The organism is Trinickia caryophylli (assembly GCF_034424545.1).
Classification (GTDB): domain Bacteria; phylum Pseudomonadota; class Gammaproteobacteria; order Burkholderiales; family Burkholderiaceae; genus Trinickia; species Trinickia caryophylli.
In genome coordinates this window covers 1653538-1672919 of record NZ_CP139971.1, presented here as the reverse complement: position 1 = coordinate 1672919, position 19382 = coordinate 1653538, and the positions used below count along the sequence as shown (strand labels likewise).

At 64.0% G+C, this 19382-nt stretch carries 15 protein-coding genes and 1 pseudogene; 8 read left to right on the top strand and 8 right to left on the bottom strand.

All coding sequences use genetic code 11. The features are described 5' to 3' along the window. Positions 1–15: 15 nt before the first annotated feature. The 3 genes from U0034_RS26605 to U0034_RS26595 are packed head-to-tail and all read right to left on the bottom strand — an operon-like array spanning position 16 to position 3139. Entirely contained in the window at positions 16–972 is a 957-nt protein-coding gene (locus U0034_RS26605) for a VOC family protein (protein WP_085228847.1), read from the bottom strand. Between the two features lie 33 nt (positions 973–1005). Further along, entirely contained in the window at positions 1006–2166 is a 1161-nt protein-coding gene (locus U0034_RS26600; RefSeq protein WP_085228846.1) for an alpha/beta hydrolase family protein, read from the bottom strand. 19 nt (positions 2167–2185) lie between these two features. After that, positions 2186–3139: a SphA family protein gene (locus U0034_RS26595; RefSeq protein WP_085228845.1), complete on the bottom strand. Its 954-nt coding sequence runs from the start codon at positions 3137–3139 to the stop codon at positions 2186–2188. A gap of 275 nt (positions 3140–3414) precedes the next feature. On the opposite strand from U0034_RS26595, the gene U0034_RS26590 reads away from it, so the two are divergent. From U0034_RS26590 to U0034_RS26565, 6 genes are all read left to right on the top strand, one after another. Further along, positions 3415–4332, top strand: coding sequence for a LysR family transcriptional regulator (locus U0034_RS26590; protein WP_085228844.1), 918 nt, complete (start codon positions 3415–3417; stop codon positions 4330–4332). A 110-nt stretch (positions 4333–4442) separates the two neighbouring features. Beyond that, positions 4443–5654 (top strand): LysR substrate-binding domain-containing protein, encoded by a 1212-nt coding sequence (locus tag U0034_RS26585; protein WP_158243583.1) that lies wholly within the window; start codon positions 4443–4445, stop codon positions 5652–5654. Between the two features lie 79 nt (positions 5655–5733). Further along, entirely contained in the window at positions 5734–6744 is a 1011-nt protein-coding gene (locus U0034_RS26580; protein ID WP_085228843.1) for an ornithine cyclodeaminase family protein, read from the top strand. 34 nt (positions 6745–6778) lie between these two features. After that, positions 6779–7798: a dihydrodipicolinate synthase family protein gene (locus tag U0034_RS26575; RefSeq protein ID WP_085228842.1), complete on the top strand. Its 1020-nt coding sequence runs from the start codon at positions 6779–6781 to the stop codon at positions 7796–7798. 29 nt (positions 7799–7827) lie between these two features. Then, positions 7828–9288 carry an NAD-dependent succinate-semialdehyde dehydrogenase gene (locus tag U0034_RS26570; RefSeq protein WP_085228909.1) on the top strand — a complete coding sequence of 487 codons (1461 nt, stop codon included), beginning with the start codon at positions 7828–7830 and terminating at the stop codon, positions 9286–9288. Between the two features lie 148 nt (positions 9289–9436). Beyond that, entirely contained in the window at positions 9437–9886 is a 450-nt protein-coding gene (locus tag U0034_RS26565) for a hypothetical protein (RefSeq protein WP_085228841.1), read from the top strand. A 99-nt stretch (positions 9887–9985) separates the two neighbouring features. On the opposite strand, the gene U0034_RS26560 is transcribed toward U0034_RS26565, so the two are convergent. From U0034_RS26560 to U0034_RS26550, 3 genes are all read right to left on the bottom strand, one after another. After that, entirely contained in the window at positions 9986–11587 is a 1602-nt protein-coding gene (locus U0034_RS26560) for a peptide chain release factor 3 (RefSeq protein WP_085228840.1), read from the bottom strand. A gap of 114 nt (positions 11588–11701) precedes the next feature. Beyond that, positions 11702–13468, bottom strand: coding sequence for a methyl-accepting chemotaxis protein (locus U0034_RS26555; RefSeq protein WP_085228839.1), 1767 nt, complete (start codon positions 13466–13468; stop codon positions 11702–11704). 339 nt (positions 13469–13807) lie between these two features. After that, on the bottom strand, positions 13808–14977 hold the full coding sequence (locus U0034_RS26550) for a hypothetical protein (RefSeq protein WP_139831182.1): 1170 nt from the start codon (positions 14975–14977) through the stop codon (positions 13808–13810). A 704-nt stretch (positions 14978–15681) separates the two neighbouring features. On the opposite strand from U0034_RS26550, the gene U0034_RS26545 reads away from it, so the two are divergent. After that, entirely contained in the window at positions 15682–16761 is a 1080-nt protein-coding gene (locus tag U0034_RS26545) for a type IV toxin-antitoxin system AbiEi family antitoxin (protein ID WP_102622871.1), read from the top strand. Next, a complete protein-coding gene (locus U0034_RS26540; RefSeq protein WP_085228836.1) occupies positions 16761–17657 on the top strand; it encodes a hypothetical protein in 897 nt (298 codons plus the stop codon). Before U0034_RS26545 ends, U0034_RS26540 begins: the two co-directional genes overlap by 1 nt. A gap of 40 nt (positions 17658–17697) precedes the next feature. Here the strand turns inward: U0034_RS26540 and U0034_RS26535 are convergent. Then, positions 17698–17960, bottom strand: a pseudogene (locus U0034_RS26535) (tyrosine-type recombinase/integrase); the annotation flags it as partial. Between the two features lie 225 nt (positions 17961–18185). Then, a complete protein-coding gene (locus U0034_RS26530) occupies positions 18186–19370 on the bottom strand; it encodes a glycosyltransferase family 4 protein (RefSeq protein WP_085228835.1) in 1185 nt (394 codons plus the stop codon). Positions 19371–19382: the final 12 nt, after the last annotated feature.

The window sequence follows — 19382 nt, the reverse complement described above, 5'->3', positions numbered from 1 at the left end:
CTGCACCCCGCGCCGTTACGACCGGACCGGGTCGGCCAATGCCGCTCGCGGCCCGCCTGGTGCCCAGTTCTCGCGGTGTTGAAAGAGAAACAGTTGCGACGTATCCGCGCCCATCGGGGCCACCCGCGCCAACCAGTTATCGTCGTGCAGGTCCATATCCGCGTCGTATTCGACATGGCAGCCGAGCGGGCTGTTGAAATACCAGAACCAGTTCGATCCGAACCGGTGGCGGCCGGGGCCCCAGAACGACTGGTATCCCTTCGCGACGAAACGCGATCCGGCCTGCATCACCGCGGTCGGTCCGCTCATATGAAAGGTGAAGTGCTCGCATCCCTTCATGAACGGCGGCGTCTCGATCATGAAGAGCGTGTGGTGATCGAGCGTGCCGGCCGGGCGAAGGAATGGCCCCACGCCGGTAAAGCGGTCGGTGCAGCGAAAGCCCAGGCGCTCCACGTAGAATGCCTCGGCCTTTTGCGCATCGGGCACGAAATAGACGACATGCGAAAGCGTTCGCGGCGTGAGATCGGCATCGTCCGCCACTCCGACCACGTTCGGCCCGCGTTGCGCCGGCGCGCCCGGAGCATTGACAGGCTCCGCCGGCAGTTCGAGCGAGCGCCTCGCCGTGACCTGAAAGCCGAGCGCGAAGCCCATATCGTCGACCGACTCGATCGCCCCGTCGGGGAGCCTGCGCACTTCGCGGTCCCGGTGCAGTTCCGCCGCGATGGCATCCAGGGTGGCGGAATCGGTCACGCCATAGATCGTCTTGCGCAGCATGCTCGCCGTGCCGATCGAGGGCGGGAGCGCCGGGTCATCCGCGCGCCGGATTTCGATCGCCGTGCCGTCCAGCGCTTCGAAGCGCCCGCCCGTCGCGTCCGCGCGCACGGGTACGAGGCCGTAGTCGCGAAGGTACTGATTGCAGCTTGCCACGTCGTCCACGCCGAAGACGAGTGCATCGGGTCCGATGATGTTCATGAGTTCGAATATCTGTGAAGAAATGATCGGAGATCAGAGCGCCGTGCGCCCACCCAGGGTTTCGGCCACCCAATCGGCGATGTAGTGGCCTGCGTTGATCGAGTTGTCGAAGCTCGAGTGTTGAACGCCGCCCTCGCGCTCCGTGAAGATCTTCAGTTCGCGCTTCGGGCTGTTGACGAGTTGTTCATAGGTGCGATGCGCCCAGGAAACGGGGATCTGCGAATCCTTCTCGCCATGTGTGACGAGAAACGGTACCTTGATCCGATCGAGTACGCCGTCGAGATGCACGTCTTCGGCGATGCGCATGAAATCGTCGATGTCCTTCGCGCCCCAGACCCAGCAGACATGATTCCAATAATGCGGAACGGGGAAGTTGCCCTCGCGCTGCAGGCGCTTTTTCTGCACGTCGCGCCAGTCGTGGTTGGCGCCCCACACCACGCCGCACGCAAAGCGCGGCTCGAACGCCACCGCGCGCGGACAGTAATAGCCGCCGAGCGAAACGCCTTCGAGGCCGATGCGGCGCGGATCGACGTCGTCGCGCGTCTCGAGCCAGTCGACGATTCTGCTGGCCCAGACCTCCGTGTTGTAGGCCGCCGGCATGCCAGCTAGCCGCAGCGCCTCGCCGGTGCCGGGCTGATCGACGATCAGCGACGACACCCCGCGTTGCGCGAGCCATCCCGGCAAACCGACGAGGTATTTCATTTCCTTGGTGGAATCGAGCCCATTCAGTTGCACGAGCAACGGATGGCGCGTGCCCTCGCCCTTCGCTTTGACGAGCAGGCCCGACAGGTGCCCTTCCCCGTATGGAATCGTCACGCGTTCGCAGTTTTCGCCGAGCAGGGCGACGCCGCGCGAAAACGTATCGAGCGAGCGGCGATAGAGATCGATGCGCGCCGGCGCGTCATGCGATTGCAGCCGCTCGCATGTGATGAGGTAGATCGAGGCACGCTTGAGCTTTTCGCCGGCGGAGAGCATCCGGCCGTTCGCTTCGTCTTCCTGCGCGAGATCGCACAGGCGATCGGCCATGGCGGACCAGACCTGCCTGAATGCGCGGGTGCCTTCGGCATCCGGCTGTTTGGCCGCCTCCTGAAGCGGTGCGCACATGGCCTCGATTTCGCCGATACGCGCGCCCATTTCGATCGCCAGATCGACGGACAGATTCCAGACGTAATTCGTGGGGAAGTAACGAAACATTCGATTCCTCTCAGGTATTTCAATGACTCGCGCCGTGCGGAACGTGTGCCCACAACGGGATTGCCACGTTCAGCCAGATAGCGTTGCTCTTCGACGTATTGGCCGCGTACAGGCCGTGCTGGTAATTGAGGTTGACGTTGTAGGCGCCGCCGTCGTAGACGATCGAAGGCCCGAGCGCGAGTGTCTTCGCGCGGTTGCCGGCGATCGTCACGCCGTTGAGCTTGTCGTCGGTGAACTGATTCATGTAGGCGCCGACCACGCCGAGCTTCCATTTGCCGAAATTCCATCCGGCCTCGAACTCGCCGACGTATCCGGTACCGGATCGATAACCCGTCTCGCCGTTTTCGCGGTTGACCATCACGCGATTGGCCGTGCCCAGGTCGAGCCCGTTCGGCGCGTTGTAGCGCAGCGAAACGACGGGTTGAAACGAGGTGTACCCCACGGCCACGCTCGCCTTCGCCGGACTGTACGAACCGGATTCGAACGCAATGTCGAACCCGGAGGTAAAGGTCAGGTTCTGCGCCAGTTTCCAGCTCATGATGACTGGGGACAGCGTGATGTTCGAAAGGCCGTTCTGCGTGTTGCGCCGGCCCATGACGTTCGTGTGCAGCGATACGACCGGCAGCACGAGTTGTGTATACACGTGCGCGCCGAGCACGGTGAAAGGATACGAGGCGAGCAGGCGCGTGGTTGCCGAAAACGCCGAGGTGCGAAAAGGAATCGGCAACTTCTCGCCGTTGTTGCCGTATAGCCCATTGGAAAAGCTGTAATTGAATTGCTCCAAAGCGAACAACCCCGGAATGGGCGGCATCTCGGCGATATTCGTCCCCACCGCGCCTGCCGGATAAGGAGAAACCCCACCCTCGAAAGCCCAGACATTTTCAACGCCCGCCGCTGCGCATAACGCGCAACCGGCGGCGGCAACCGCACGGAATCCTTTACCCACTCTTGTCTCCTCTTGGCCGGCGCTCATTCGTTTCGCGCGGGCATCTGTCTTGTCGTTCAGCGATGCAGCGCGCTCGCAGGAGCGACGCAAGCACCGTGGCAGGGCATCCCGATGCGAGGATCCGATCGGATCGTCTCGAGATGGGCTTTAGATTAAGATGCGCTCACGGATGGCTCAAATGGATTGCATCCATCCGCTGTATTGGCGCCCTGAATACTTTCGGGAAAAACCCTGATGCCGGCCTACGCGCCGAGGCATTGCCAACGGCACGGGAAAAAAGACATTGAACGGAGACAGCGCGCATGCGCTTCAACAAGCTCGATCTGAATCTGCTCGTGGCACTCGATGCACTTTTGACTGAAGAAAGCATCAGCCGGGCAGCCGAAAAAATCCATCTGAGCCAATCCGCCATGAGCAATGCGCTCGCACGGCTGCGCGAATACTTCGGCGATGAATTGCTGGTGCAGGTCGGCCGCAAGATGGAGTTGACCTCGCGCGCGCAGGGATTGAAAGATGCGGTGCGCGATATCCTCGTACGCGTGGATGCAACGGTCGCCGCTCGGCCGCTGTTCGTTCCCTCTCAAGCAAACCGGCTCTTCCGCATGCTCGTATCCGACTATACGATGATGACGCTCATGCCACACGTGCTCCAACTCGCGTACGCGCAGGCGCCCGGGGTGCGCTTCGAGTTGCGGCCTCAGGCCACGCAGCCGCAACGCGTGCTCGAGCGCGGCGAGGCCGATCTGCTGATCATTCCGAAGGACTACTGCTCGCCCGAGCACCCGTCGGAGCAGTTGTTCGAAGAGGCGTTCTGCTGCGTCCTGTGGAACGAGGGCCGTCTCGCCAGCGGCGAGATGACGGAAGAGCGCTATATGACGGCGGGCCACGTGGTCGTGCAGCCCGGCGACGGCATCGCGCTCGAAGACTGGTTCATGCAGCGTCTCGGCATCAAGCGGCAGGTCGAGGCGAGCACGTTCAGTTTTCTGTCGCCCGCGCACCTCGTGGTCGGTACGCATCGCGTAGCGACGATGCACGTGCGGCTCGCCCGGCAGGCCGCCCGTACCTTGCCCGTCACGATCCGCCCGCTGCCGCTTGCAATGCCGCAAATGCGGCAAGCCGTTCAGTGGCACAAGCATCGAACGAGCGATCCGGGGCTCGCATGGATGCGCGGCCTGCTCAAAGAGGCTGTTGCCGCCATGGATCGCGCGTCGGCCGATTGAGCACCAGCGGCTGCACGCCCGCGACGGGCCTTGCCTGGTTCGACGCCGCGGTTCAGTCAGTCCATTTCCATCTCTATGCACGACATGCATCGCCATCGATCCATCGAATCATGAGCACCGCCACCATCGCCGAGCTCATCCGACAGGCACGCAGCGGCCGCAGCCAGAAAGCGTTCGCCGCATTGCTGGGCATCGAGCAATCGTCCATCAGCCGATACGAGCGCGGCAGCGCACACCCGCCGGCCGCCGTCATCGAAGCGTGCATGCGGCTCGTTCGCGAGGAGGGCAAGGATCGAACGCCATCGAACGTACATGCCCCGTCCGCCGAGGAGCAGCCGCGTGTACGCAAAGACCGTGTGCCCGCGAACGTCAAGGTCGACGTGCATGCCGCCCGCGATACGCCTGCCATCGTCGATCAACGTTGGCTCGTGTTCGTGCGCGTGGCCGCGTTGGGCAGCCTCAGCAAGGCAGCCGCGGCGCTCGACATGCCTCAGTCGCTCGTCAGCCGCAACATCGCCCTGCTCGAGCAGCAATGCAAGGAGCGCCTTTTCCGGCGTACGGGCCGCGGCGTCGTACTCACGGACTTCGGCGAATATGTCCTCCCGCGCGTGTCCGATCTCGCCGCGAAAGCGCAGGCGCTTGCGGACGATATCCGCAACGCCCGTGGCCAGCCCGCCGGCGAGGTACTTGTCGGGCTGCTTCCCTCCGCGGTCGATCAGTTCGCCGGGCCGATTTTCGCCGCGGTACGAAACGCGCTGCCCGGCGTGCGGCTCCATCTCGTCGAAGGCGCGAGCGCGCTGCTCGACGAGCATTTGCGGCAAGGCCGCCTCGACATGGCCATGGTGCTGCGCGAGGACAAGGCGAGCATCCGGGACGCTCGCGTACTCGCCAAGGTACCGCTGCATCTGGTCGGACGTAGCGGGGACGAGATGGTCGAAGGCAAGGACGTTGCGCTGCGCCGGCTATCCGGTGTGCCGCTCGTCGTTCCCGCGCGGCCGCATCCGCTGCGCGGGCGCCTCGATCGCCTGGCCCGGGAGCACGCGCTGACGCTCCAGGTTGCCGTGGAGGTGGATTCGGTGCGGCTGCAGCACGAGATCGTCGCCGCAGGCGGCGGCTATGCCATCGCGTCGGTCTCGCCAGGCCGGCTCGATGCGCGGCTGGCATCGGCGCGCATCGTCGGGCCCGTGCTCGAGCGCTTCGTCGTGCTTGCCGAATCGCCGCAGCGCCCGCATACGCGCGCAACGCGCGAAGTGCGCCAGTTGATCGAACGGCTGCACGGCGCGGGCCTCGCGGTCGGTGCGAGCCATCGATCCGATGCATAGCTGCTTTCGAGGCTGAGCAGTACACGCCATCGAGGGTGCTGCCTATAGTGCGTTGGCCATCAACGTCACTACCAGCACCATGTCCGCCACCCGACCCACCGGCGCCCCGGCGCCCACACGCTTTCTGAGCGATGCCGACGTCGCATCGCTGGCCGACTGGCCCTCAGCCGTCGCCGCGCTTGCCGATGCCTACCGCGCCTGCCCGTCCGATGCGATGGTTCCTCCACGCTCGATGGCACGCGGCGACGGTATCTGGCTGCGCAGCCTGAGCGCCGTCTCGCCCGTCGGAGGGCACATGGGCTGCAAGCTCATTGCGGCCTCCCCACGCGCGCGCCGTGCCGCCTATCTGATCTCGCTTTTCGATCGGGAAACAATGGCGCTCAGTGCGCTCATCGACGGTAACCGCGTGACGGGACTGCGCACCGCCGCCACTGCTACGCTCGCCATCGACCGGCTGGCCCCGCGACAACCCTTGCGGGTTGCGGTGATCGGCTCCGGATTCGAGGCACGCGGCGCACTCGAATGCCTGATCGCCGTGCGCGAGATAGAAGCAGTGCGCGTGTTCAGCCCGACGCAGGCCAGCCGCGAGCGCTTTGCCGACGCGTTCGCGCCCCATGTGGAGATCTCCGCGGCAATCAGCGCCGAAGCGGCCGTGCAGGATGCCGATGTCGTGATTTGCGCGGCGCGCAGCCGCGACGAGTCACCCGTGCTGCGCGCCGCGTGGCTGCGGGCCGGCTCGACGGTGGTCTCTCTCGGCTCCACGTTGCCCGAGCAGCGCGAGCTCGATGAAGAGACGATCGCGCGGGCCGCGTGCGTCGTGGCCGACATGCCCGACGAAGTCGCGCACGACACCGGCGACGGCATCGCCGCGGCACGCGCAGGCGTACCGCTCGCCGGGAAACTGACCTCGCTCGCCGCGCTCGTCTCGGGCCAGGCAATACCGCGCCAGTCCAACGACGACATCGTCGTCTACAAATCGGTGGGCTCGGCACTACAGGACGTGGTGATCGCCGAAATGCTTTTCATACGCGCCAAGGCGCGCGGCTGCGGTATGCCGCTGCCGGCGAGCATCGTGCCCGTAGCCAAGTAAATAAACCGCAATATTCGACTCGAGGATCGTTCTCATGCCTGCATACACCCGTCAAGACGCCCGCGCATGGGCAAAAGAGCAGCTAACCGGCTGCTCGGCCGTGACGATTCCAAGCTACAGCGCGGACCTGAAGCAACTCAACGAGCGCGGCATTCGCCACGACATCGATCTTGCGATGCGTCTCGGCTTCCGCTATACGCTGCTTTGCAGCGAAGTCGCCATCACACCCGAGGAGAACGCACGCTTTACCGCCTGGGCACGCGACACGGCGGGAGACAAGCTGGGCCTCTTCTTTCATGCCGCATTCGGCACGCTTGCCGAAAATATCGAGGCGGCCACACTCGCGGCAAAAGCCGGCGCGGACATCGTTTTGCTTTCCTATCCGCCTCAGTTCTGGCCCACTTCGGAAAAAGAGATCTACGACTACACGAAGGCATTTTGCGACGCGACCGATCTCGCCGTCATGCTGTTCCCGATTCCGCTCTGGGGCTTCGAACGCGTTCATCCGGCCGGCATGCCGGTATCGCTCGTGCGCCGTCTGCTCGACGATTGCCCGAATATCGTCGCTATCAAAGCCGAGCAGGGCTTTCCGCTGCCAGCAGGCATCTGCGAGATGTATCACCACTTCCGCGAAGACGTGGTGATCAGCTGCCCGATAGAAGGCGACGCCATTGCGCTCATGAGCCTCATGAAGCTGCAGTTTTCGGGCACGAGCAACACCGCCTGGATGAGCGATTACTACCCGAGGGCGTTCGATCTTGCGCGGCGCGGCCGATGGGAAGAAGCCATGCAGCTGTATTGGCAGGTCAATCCCGCGCGCAACGCCAACGGCGCGGCGGCGCAGACCTATGCGGGCGGCACCGGCGTGTTGAACCGGGCAATGTGGAAATACCAGGACTGGCTCGCCGGGTTCAATGGCGGCCCGCTGCGCGCGCCCGCCATGCGCGTGCCGGATCGGCTCATGAAGATGCTGCGCCAGGGGCTGAAAGCGTCCGGCCTGCCGGTGACCGACGACGACGATGCGCAGTACATGGTCGGCCGCTTTCCCTGCTGATGCGACGGACAATGGAGGGCGAACAACGGATGAAGCATCTTCTGCACGACACCGGCCTTTGGCACGAGGCGGCATTCATCGGCGGTCAATGGGTCGAAGACACGCCGCATGGCCGCTACACGATTCGGAACCCTTTCGATCGATCGGTGCTCGCCGCACTGCCGCGTTGCAGGGAAGGCGAGGTACGGCTCGCCATCGAAGCCGCGCATGAGGCATTCGGCGCGTGGCGCGCGCAGACGGCCCATGATCGTGGCGCGGCGCTGCGGCGCTGGTACGAACTCATCGTCGCACACAGGGACGACCTCGCCACCCTGATCACGTTAGAGGAAGGCAAGCCGCTGGCCGAAGCGCGCGGCGAAGTCGACTATGCCGCATCGTTCGTACGGTGGTTCGGCGAAGAAGCCACGCGTGTACGCGGCGACGTGATCCCGGGCGCAAAGCCGGAGCAGCGGATCATCGCCTTGCGCGAACCGATTGGCGTATGCGCCGCGGTCACGCCATGGAATTTTCCGGCTGCGATGATCACGCGCAAGGCGGGACCCGCGCTCGCCGCGGGCTGCACGATGGTGATCAAGCCCGCGAGCCAGACGCCGATGACCGCGCTCGCGCTCGCCGAACTGGGCCGGCGTGCGGGGCTTCCGCCTGGCGTGCTCAGCGTGGTCACGGGCGACGACGCACGCGCGATAGGCGGCGAGATGACGGCGAACCCTCTCGTGCGCAAGCTGACGTTTACGGGATCGACCGAAATCGGCCGCGTGCTGCTCGCGCAGACCGCGCAGACCGTCAAGAAGTGCTCGATGGAGCTGGGCGGCAACGCGCCGCTCATCGTCTTCGACGACGCGGACCTCGATGCCGCCGCGGACGGTATCGTCGCGGCGAAGTTCCGCAATACAGGGCAAGCCTGCATCAGCGCAAACCGGATACTGGTGCAATCGGGCGTGTACGATGCGGTGGCCGAGCGGGTGGTCGAGCGCGTCGCGCAGCTGCGCGTGGGCAGCGGACTGGAGTCCGGGGTGCACCTTGGCCCGCTTATCGACGAAGCCGCCGTGCGTAAAGTCGAGGAACACATCGAGAACGCGCTGGCGAACGGTGCCGAGCTTTTGCATGGCGGCGCCCGTCACGCTTTGGGGGGCTTCTTCTTTCAGGCCACGGTGCTGGGGAAGGTCACGCCTGCCATGCGGATCTCGCACGAGGAAACCTTTGGCCCCGTCGCGCCGTTGCTGCGCTTCGACAACGACGAGCAGGCACTCACGCTCGCCAACGATACGGAGTACGGGCTGGCCGCGTATCTGTACAGCCGCGATGCACAGCGCATCTGGCGGGCTGCGGCGCGCATCGAAGCGGGTATGGTCGGGATCAACTGCGGGTTGATCTCGAACGAGCTGGCACCGTTCGGGGGGATGAAGCAAAGCGGGTTGGGGCGGGAAGGGTCGCACCTCGGCATCGACGAGTTTCTGGAGGTGAAATACCTCTGCTGGCAGGGTGCTTGATCGTCGGCCGGGGCCGCTGGTCGTTGGAGCGGTGGGGCGGCTCGCGTGGCTGCGACGCCCCGGGGTAGCGGCATTGCCGCCTGCGTCGTAACATACGCAACGCCTGTTTCGCTCGAGGGCACAAACGCGCACAACCGAAGGAACGTCAATGGCGGTATCGAGCAGTACCCCCCAACTCGAAGAAACCTGGATTGCAGTGCAGTTTCAACTCGCCGGACTCACCACTGAATTCGAGGGCGATATCCCCGACGTCGTGCGCCACGCACTCGACGATGCGTACGCCGCGATCAATGGCGAGTACCGGAACCTGCCGTCGATGTATCCCGACGATGGCGAGGTCGAAGCACCGGCATACGACGTTTGCGAAATTGACGAAGCGCTCCTGGAATCCGATGGGCGCCTCGTGGTAGCCATATCGTTTGCGAGCGGCGGCGACTTCACTCAGGAAGCCATCGGGGAACTCAAGGCGCTGTGTTGCGAGAAATTCGCCGAAGCGGCTGCGGTGCACGGCATCGCCTGCGTTTTCACCGGCATCGAGCGCTGGCGTCGGCTGACGTATGTCGAGCATGAGGTCGTCGAAGCCGTGGAAGCGCACTGACGAGACGGCAACCGCAACCGTCTTTTCAATGCGCTGATCGGCTTTGCACTCGGCGCCTCCCAACAGGCGCTATCCAGCTCGAGTCCCAACCGAACCGCCTCAAATCGCCTTCTTGAACGGCGCACCCGAACGCTCGCGCAACTCATTGAAGACGATCTTCGGCCACGCCTTTTGCGCCACCTCGATCTCGGAGATATGCGAGGCCAGATAGGTCGGCGCATTCGAGGCATCGAGTGCGATCCGCACCGAATAGGCGTCGAGAAAGCGCCTGAGCTCGGCCGGATCCTCGCAGGTGACCCAACGCGACATCCGATAGCGCGCCGGCATGATGCGTACATCGACCTTGTACTCGGCCGACAGGCGGTGCGACACCACCTCGAATTGCAGCTGCCCCACGGCACCCAGGATCGTCAGGCCGCCATGCGTCGGGCGGAACACCTGGATCGCGCCCTCCTCGCCAAGCTGCTTGAGCGCTTCGCCCAGTTGCTTCGCACGCATCGGATCGACCACCTCGACCGTCTGGAAGATCTCGGGCGCAAAGAACGGCAAGCCGACGAACTGCAACTGCTCGCCTTCGGTCAGCGTATCGCCGAGGCTCAGCGTGCCGTGATTCGGAATGCCGATGATATCGCCGGGGTACGCTTCGCTCACCGTCTCGCGCCGTTGCGAAAGAAACGTGACGACGTTGTTCGCGCGAAACGTCTTGCCCGAACGCGTCACCTTCAGCGCCATGCCGCGCTCGAAGTGCCCCGAGCAGACGCGGATGAACGCCACACGATCGCGGTGCGCAAGGTCCATGTTCGCCTGCACCTTGAACACCACACCGGTGAACTTCGGCTCTTCCGGTTGCACCGGGCGCTCCACGGCCATGCGCGCGGAAGGCGGCGGCGCAAGCTCGACCAGCGCGTCGAGCACTTCCTTCACACCGAAATTGTTGATGGCCGAGCCGAACAGCACGGGCGACTGCTCGCCCGCCAGGAACGCCTCCCGATCGAAAGCTGGCGTGGCCGCGCCAATCAGATCGATTTCTTCCTTGGCGCGCGTCCACGCGAAGCCGAAACGCCGCTCGCCTTCCTCGTCGTCCGGCGCGCTCAGCGTCTCGACGGCGCCGCCAGCCGTATCCTCGCCGGCACGGAACAGCCGCACCTGGTCGTGCTCGACGTCGTACACGCCGCGAAATTCCTTGCCCATGCCGATCGGCCAGGTGAACGGCACGGCCGCAACGCCCAGGTGCTGCTCGATTTCGTCGAGCAAGTCGAGCGGCTCGCGTACTTCGCGATCGAGCTTGTTGATGAACGTGACGATCGGCGTGCGGCGGCTGCGGCATACTTCGAGCAGCTTCAGCGTTTGCGCCTCGACGCCGTTGGCGCCGTCGATCACCATGACCGCCGCATCCACGGCCGTCAGCACGCGGTACGTATCTTCAGAGAAATCTTCGTGGCCCGGGGTGTCGAGCAGATTGATGACGGCGTCGCCGTACTCGAACTGCATCACCGAACTCGCCACCGAAATGCCGCGCTGCTTTTCGATCTCCATCCAGTCGGACGTGGCATAGCGACCGCTCTTGCGGCCTTTGACGGTACCGGCGATCTGAATGGCGCCCGAGAAAAGCAGGAGCTTCTCGGTGAGCGTGGTCTTTCCGGCGTCCGGGTGCGAAATGACTGCGAATGTGCGGCGGCGTTTGAGTTCGGCGACTGACATCTTGGGTACGTAAATGGGGGCAGGCTCGAGGATGCAGCATGGTGCGCGGGGGCGATGATACACCGCCGCCCCCGCAGTCTGCCGAGATCGCCCCCACCCGCCCCACCCGAGCGGTCAGAAGGTCTGCCAGTCGGCGCTTGCAGCCTGCGCGCTTGCCGCTGGCGCAGCCACGGCCGGCGCCCCTCCAGTTGCGGCCGGAGCCGCCTTGGTTGGGCGCGGAGCAACGGCAACGGCACGACGCGCAACAGGCGCAGCCGGCTTGGCTACGGCCGCCTTTTTGCGCTCGGGCGCCGGGGAGCGTTCGGTAGCGCCCGCCTCCAACCGGAAGAACGCCACGGCGTCGTTCAGCTGGCGCCCCTGCTGTTCGAGCGATTTCGACGCCGCGGCGGCTTCCTCGACGAGCGCCGCGTTTTGCTGCGTCACCTCGTCCATCTGCGTAATCGCGTGGTTGACCTGCTCGATGCCACGGCTTTGCTCGCTCGAAGCGGCCGCGATCTCGCCCATGATGTCGGTCACACGCGCAATCGCCTGCGTGATTTCGGTCATCGTCGCGCCCGCCTCTTCGGCGAATTGCGCGCCGTCGCGTACGCGATCGACCGATTCGCCGATGAGTTCCTTGATTTCCTTCGCGGCGCTCGACGAACGCTGCGCAAGGCTGCGCACCTCGCTCGCGACCACGGCGAATCCACGCCCTTGCTCGCCGGCGCGAGCAGCCTCCACAGCCGCATTGAGCGCGAGGATATTCGTCTGAAAGGCGATGCCCTCGATCATGCCCGTGATTTCCGCGATTCGCGAAGAACTGTCGCTGATTCGCGCCATCGTATCCACGACCTGACTCACGACGCCGCTGCCCTTTTGTGCCACTTCCGATGCATTCGCGGCAAGCGAACTCGCCTGTTGCGCGTTATCGGCATTCTGGCGGACAGTCGAGGTCAACTCCTCCATGCTGGAAGCCGTTTCCTGCAGCGACGAGGCCTGCTGCTCCGTACGCGACGACAAGTCCTCGTTGCCCGAGGCGATCTCGCTCGAGCCCGTGGCAATGCCGTCGGCTGCCGTACGCACCTGACCGATCAGCCGCACCAGGCTCCCCTGCATCTCGCCCATCGATGCGAGCACGCTGCCCGGCGCCGCGGACTGCGAGCCCGCCACGGGGCGCAGATCGCCCTCGGCCACGCGGCGCGTGGCCTCGCCGAGCACGTTCGGCTCGGCACCCAATGCCCGCGTAAGACTGCGCGTAATCGCCAACGCAGCCAGGATTGCCAAACAAAGCGCCGCGAGGCTCATTCCGATCAGGACGAGCCGCTCGGTCGCATACCGCGCCTCGGCATCGGCCACCATGGTGTCGGCTCGGCCCCGCGAGAATGCAACGAACTTGTTGGCAGCCTCGATCAGTTGCGCGAGCAACGGACGGCACTGGTCGTTCATCATCGTAACGGCTTCATCGTGCCGCCCTTCGAGCGCTGCGTTCACGATCGCAAGCGCCACCGGCCCATACTGGGCTTCGACGCGCTCGATACCGGCGGCAAGCGTCTTCGCTTCCGGCGCAACGCCCACGCCGTGCGCAACCATGTCGTTGAGCTGAGCAAGGCGTACCTGCACATCTTTCTCGGCCTGCAGCACCGCCGCCTTTTCCATCGCGAGGTCTTCGGGCTTCTTCACCAGCACGAGGTTACGCGCGGCAATCGCCCGCCTGTCCACCGCCGTTCGCACCATCGTCGCCATCTCGGCCCGCGCGCTGACTCCTTTCACGTAGGTCGCGAACGCGTCATTCGCATCCGCAAGCGCCTTCAGCGCCAGTCCCGACACGAGCAGCACGATCGCCGCCAGAACGCCGAATGCCAGCGTAAGCTTCGCACGGACCGTCATTTGATTGAATCCCATACTTAATTTCTCCGTAAACCCGAGACGGTGTCGCCGGCAATTGCGCATTGGCCCCGACATTGATAAAAACATGCAATTGCTCTTACGGAGGAGCGAAGCAGCGACTTGAGCGCACTAGCGAGCGCAATCGTTTGCGTTAGGGTTTCTGATAAGGAGAGAGGCTGGGGACGCCCGCGCAGCGGGGAGGCGGGCGGAGCGCGGCATCACGCACTATTTTCCGCGCAGCCAGCGGCGCAGGCAAAAGCGAATATCTGCCTTTTCGGTTCAAATAGGAATGCAGTAGAGAAGCGTGATTGATACCGTCTCGCTTCGCTCGATATGCTACTCGGCGCGTCAAATTCAAAGCACCGGCTTCCACTCGCGGTGAATTTGCGCCTGAATTGCCCCCATTGCCTCGCCTTGCGTGTGCGAATCGAAGCCGTAGAACGCCTGATCGAATGTCCGGCCGAGCTTCGATTGAAGCGCCTGCGCCTGCTGCCGGATGGCCTTGGCCTGCTTCGGCGCAATCTGCTTGAATTGATTGACGGGCAGATGCCGCCATGCCCAGTTGCCCGCGTCGCCCGAACCCGGCGCGGGGTCGGCTGGCAGTTTGCCTGTCGATAGCAGCGCCGCACCGACGAAGCATTCCGCCAGACTGCGGCGCTGGTGGCTCTGGCTGAGCGAAATGGCGCGCCACGCGGTGTGGGTGGGCTCCTTCGGCCAGATGTCGACGATGGCGGCCGACACCGCGCGGATCGCGTCCACATCGCCGCTGAAATACGCACGTTGGAGCGTCTCGGTACCGGCAGCCTTTTCCAGTTCCGCTGCCGCCGTCGACCAACGCTTGCCGTTCGGCAGCCGGCTGAGGTCGTATGGCGTGGCCTTACCGATCGCGTGCCCTGGTAATTCGTCTGCGAAATGTTCGGTCAGCGCCTCTTCGATGGTGCGCCAGTACGGGCTATTGCGCATCGAGGTGGCGAAGTTCGGATGGGTGTAGCAATGCAGGCTTTCGTGGTGAACGGCGTGCAGTCCACCTCCATTTGGCACGAAACGGCTCAACTCGAAATCGGTCGGCTTGTTGTAGTGCGGACGGTTGCCGCGTGTCACGCGTCCGCCTACGCCGAGCGGCAATTCGTAGGAAATGCGTGGTTCGACCTCGTGGCAAGCGCTGTCCGCGGGAATATAGCTGCCATGCCGTGCCAGTACGTCCGCGCGGCCCTGCTGGATCGTCTGCTCCGAGAGGCGCTCACTGAACGACACGATCCCGCCGAGCGTCGCCAATGGATGGCGCAGCGCTTCGCCCGGATTGCGCACCGTGCGATAGCCGGCCGAGATCGCGAGCATCCCCACATAGCCTTGAAACGCTCGGTACGCGACGTTGCGCGCGCCACGGGCGAGCCTCGTTACGCCCGTGGCCTGCTCACGCGTTTCGCCGTCGGCCGCGCGGTCTTCGTCACGGCCTGTCGAAGCCGATTCGTTCGTCGTTGACGGGGCGAGTTCGCCGTCGCCGCCGGTCCGCCGTCTACGCAAGGCGCCGACCGCGCCCGGGTTTTCGCCTGCTACCGGGAGGTTTGCGGTGCGCGGCGCGCTCGATGAGGCGCCGGTTGGCGACGATGGGCGCCGCCTCGAATCGAGAGGCTGCAGTCGTGCGTCCTGATGGCGGCTCGACCCTTGAGTCGCGGCGCTATTCGGCGCGCGCGCTTCGTTTTCATCCTGCGGCTCGGCGGAATGTGCACTGGCAGCCGGCGATATCGGCCCGCCCGACTGGATCTTCGGCACTCTGAACTCCCTATTGCGTGACAGCGCCGATCCTATCGGTCCGGATCCCGAGCGGTCGCGATGCAGGGCGAAAGCTCAGGGCGTCAAGCGAACGGAGAATCGAGTGGGGAACGGGGTTACCCCCATCGCCCCCTCACACCACCGCATATGGCGGTTCATGAATAACGCTGGAGGCGTTGCCGGGTGTCCAGCAACGAAACCAGCCCCAGAGCGTCAAACCAGCGCTTCGGGAAGGCCGCATTCATATGGCTGGCCCCCGCATTCCACCACGGACCCTGTCCGTTGTGAGCCGAGCGTCGGGCGCAGTCTTCCGTTACCCGCGAGCCCGACGGCAGAACGCCGGGACGACTGTCACACACCAAGCCATCACGGGGAATTCGCTGAACAGCGAATATGGCATCTACGCCGAATATTCGGTATAATGCCATTATTCGCTGAACAGAAAATAAAGCCTCATGACCGAATCGATCTTCGTGGAACACGCTCTGATCGAACAACTCTTGGATTCACTACGGGAGTTGCCGGACGTGCATGCCGAGTTGACTCAGTCGGAACCTGCTGTTCAAGCCGCTGGTCGCGTCGACGCGAAGATTGATCTGCACGTCGCCGGTAAATCGATTGTCTTGCTGGTTGAGGCTAAGAAGTCCATCTATCCCCGAGATGTGCGCCAGGCATTGTGGCAGTTGAAGTCACTACAGCACGGTCACTACGCTGATGTGCAACACCTACTGATCGCCGAGTCGCTCTCACCGGGGGCGAAAGAATTGCTTAGAGCCGAGCGCATCGGCTACTTCGACAGCGGCGGAAGCCTTTTCCTGCCGGCCGCTGGTGCCTACGTCTACATCGATAAGCCGGCTCCGAAGACTTTGGAAAAGTCGGTGCGATCACTCTTCTCCGGTCGGCGTGCCCAGGTTTTGTTCGCGCTCCTCGCCAATCACGAGGAATGGTTTGGTGTTACCGAAGTGGCCGAACGGGCGCAGGTGGCCCCATCCACGGCCTCGGACGTGCTGAGTGAGCTGGAACGGTACGACTGGTTGGTGTCGCGAGGACAAGGGCCAAGCAAGGAACGGCATCTGCGCGAGCCAAGTGCGTTGCTCGATGCCTGGGTGAAGCAGTTCGCCACGCAGCGCGCGCCAGTGCTGCGCCGGTATTTCGTGCCCGGATTGAAATCTGATGCACTGATCGAACGACTCGGCCAGACGTTCGATGCGCATCAGGTTGCTTACGCGGTGAGCTACGAAGCCGCTGCACAGCGCTATGCCCCCTTTTTGTCCGGAATCTCACAGGTGCGAGTTCGACTGCTACCCAGCACCAGTGCCGAGACGGCAATGGCTGAGCTGGGTGCGCGCGTCGTCAATGAAGGGGCGAACCTCGCGGTCATCGAGACGAAGTCGGCGGGAGAACTGCTGTTTCGGCAGAACGTCGGGGGCGTTTGGTTGGCCAGTCCGGTTCAGGTCTATCTCGACCTCTTGCGCGGTGAAGGCCGCGCTAAGGAAATGGCCGAGCACTTACGCAAGGAAAGGATTGGATTCTGATGGCAAAACCTGCAACGTTCGACGGCTACAGCGACCAGTACACGGTGGACTGCGAACGCGTCCTCGTGACGCTGCTGCGCGGACTCGGGCCGTGGAAGGAGTCGGTCTACCTGATCGGGGGACTCACGCCGCGATATCTAGTTGTCGAGCGCCCCCCGGTAGTGCCAGCGCACGCAGGCACTCTGGACGTGGACATTGTGATCGACCTGCAAATCCTAGCCGATACCCAGGCGCATCACACCCTCGAAGACAACCTCAAGAAGATGGGGTTCGAGCGGGCCGAGAACAGCGCCGGTACAAAGCTTTCCTGGCGTTGGCAGACCCGCACTGAACATGGCGCATTGATGGTGTTGGAACTGCTGGCGGATGCACCGGACATCGCTGGTGGCAAGGTACAGCCATTGCCGACGGAAGGCACGATCTCTGCACTGAATATCCCGTATTCGTCCATCGTTTTTGACCTTCACCAAGTCACCGAGATACAGGCTGAACTCCTCGGTGGCAACGGAATCGCGACGGAACAGATCAAGCATGCCAACCTGGTCAGCTTTACCTGCCTGAAGTCGTTCGCCTTCGATCAGCGCTTCGAACGCAAGGATGCGCACGATCTGATCTATTGCATTGAACACGCATCCGAAGGACTGGACGCCGTGGCTGCGGCTTTCCACAAGGAGCGCAACGGCAAGCACGGTGCCGTCGTCGAGGCCTCGCTGGCGATCTTGCGCAGCCGCTTCGTAAGCGACGAGAAAGCCGAGGGCTACCGCAAGGACGGTCCGGTGTCGGTCGCCAAGTTCGAGCTGGGCGAAGGCGACGAGCCAGCGCAACGTGAGGCGAGGACGTTGCGGCAGCGGCAGGCCTGCGACGTGATCGAACAACTCCTTGCCCGAATCGGATGAGGAGCACGTATGGCGATCAAGGCGATATTCGTAGGCATCAGTTCGCCTCGGTCTGCTTGTACGAAAGTTTTTCCATCAATCCGGTGATGTCAGGGTGCATCACATCGTGGACCTTCTTGCGGCCCCAGCAGCGGGATGATGCAGCGGGCAATGACGCCTTGATAGCCGACGCGGGTGCTGGGCTCGTTGCGCTTCTTTGGAGTGATCCTCCATGAACTTCTTGCACAACTCCTCGACGGTGGGCGCTTTGCGCGCTTCCGCCCTGGCCTCGCCGGGATCACCCCCCCGGCGTACCTGGGCCAGTCATTCCTGCGCGAGCCAGCAGAGAGGAAGTCGGGTCAAGTTTCAGAAAGCACCGGCATATGATGAACTCGCCAATGTTATTGATAAACCTGCTGTATCGAGCCTTGGCGTAGTCCGGCAAAGTACCGGGCTGGAGTCACGGTGAAATAAAAAAAGCGGAGGGCGCCTCGCCACCTCCGCTTTGCCTCAACCGATCGTTCGTGTAAGGAACAGGAGTCGCAGCAGTCAGACGGCCCCTGCCTCCACCGCCTCGCGATAGACGTCCGCGACACGGCGCGCAATCACGGCGTTGTCGAAGTTGGCCAGCGCATAATCGCGGCAGGCTTTGGCATCGGGCAGTTGCATACGGCCGTAGAGCGCCGATTCGAGGCCGTCGGAAATAGCCTGCGCGCCGGGCGAGCGCAGCACGAGATCCTTCGAAAGCCCGGCCACCGCCTCGGGCAACCCGCCCACGGGCGTCACGAGCACCGGCGTTCCCGCCGCCAACGATTCGGCCGTGATGAGCCCAAAGCCTTCGAGCGCGACGGTCGGCACCACGCTGAGGGTTGCCGCGCGGTACAACTCCGCGAGCCGATCGTCCGGCACGAAGCCGAGCAATTTCACGTCGTGCTCGAGCCCCTTTTCGACGATACGGGCCTGCAGTTCGTCGGCAATGCGGCCCTTGCCCGCGATCAACAGCATCGCGTCGGCGCTGCCGCGCCGCGCCTTCAGCAACGCCATCGCATCGATCAGATCCTCCAGCCCCATACGCCTGACAAGGCGGCGCACGGCGAGCACGATCGGTCGATCCTGCGGCAACTGCAGGCGCGTACGCGCCTGCGCGCGCGTCATGTCGATATCGAAGCGCGCCACGTCGACGCAGCCGGGAACCACGCGTACGCGCTCAGGAGAGACGCCATAGCGCGAGGTCAATATCTGGCCGAAGGCCTCGGACAACACGATGAAACGCGTCGAACGCGCGTAGACGGTACGCTCGAGCCAGTGCTTCGCGCGCTGCCCGAGGGAGGCGGCCCCCTCCACGCCGCTTTCGTCGGCCCATGGCCCCTGGAAGTGGGAAACCCGGGCGATGTCGCGCGCCACGTCGAGGCCGGGCCACGTGTAAAGCGCAAAATGAGACGAGATCACGTCGGGCCGCTCGGTGCGCACCGCGCTGGCAAAGGCCTTGCGCGCCGCCATCAGCCGCAGCGGCAGCGCCTGCTGCGCCGGGCCGAAGCCGCGGATGGCACCGCCCGTCTCGTGCGCGATGCGCGGCGAGCCCGCCACCATGCCGCGCACGGCCACGCCGGCGTCGGGCAGCGCCTGCACGAGCGAGTAATACATGCGATCGAGCCCGCCGGCCCGCTCCGGAAACCAGTGCATGCCGATCTGCAACGATTTGATGCCGTTCCGTGTAGCGGCTCGTGTGGTCATTCCAGTCATTCC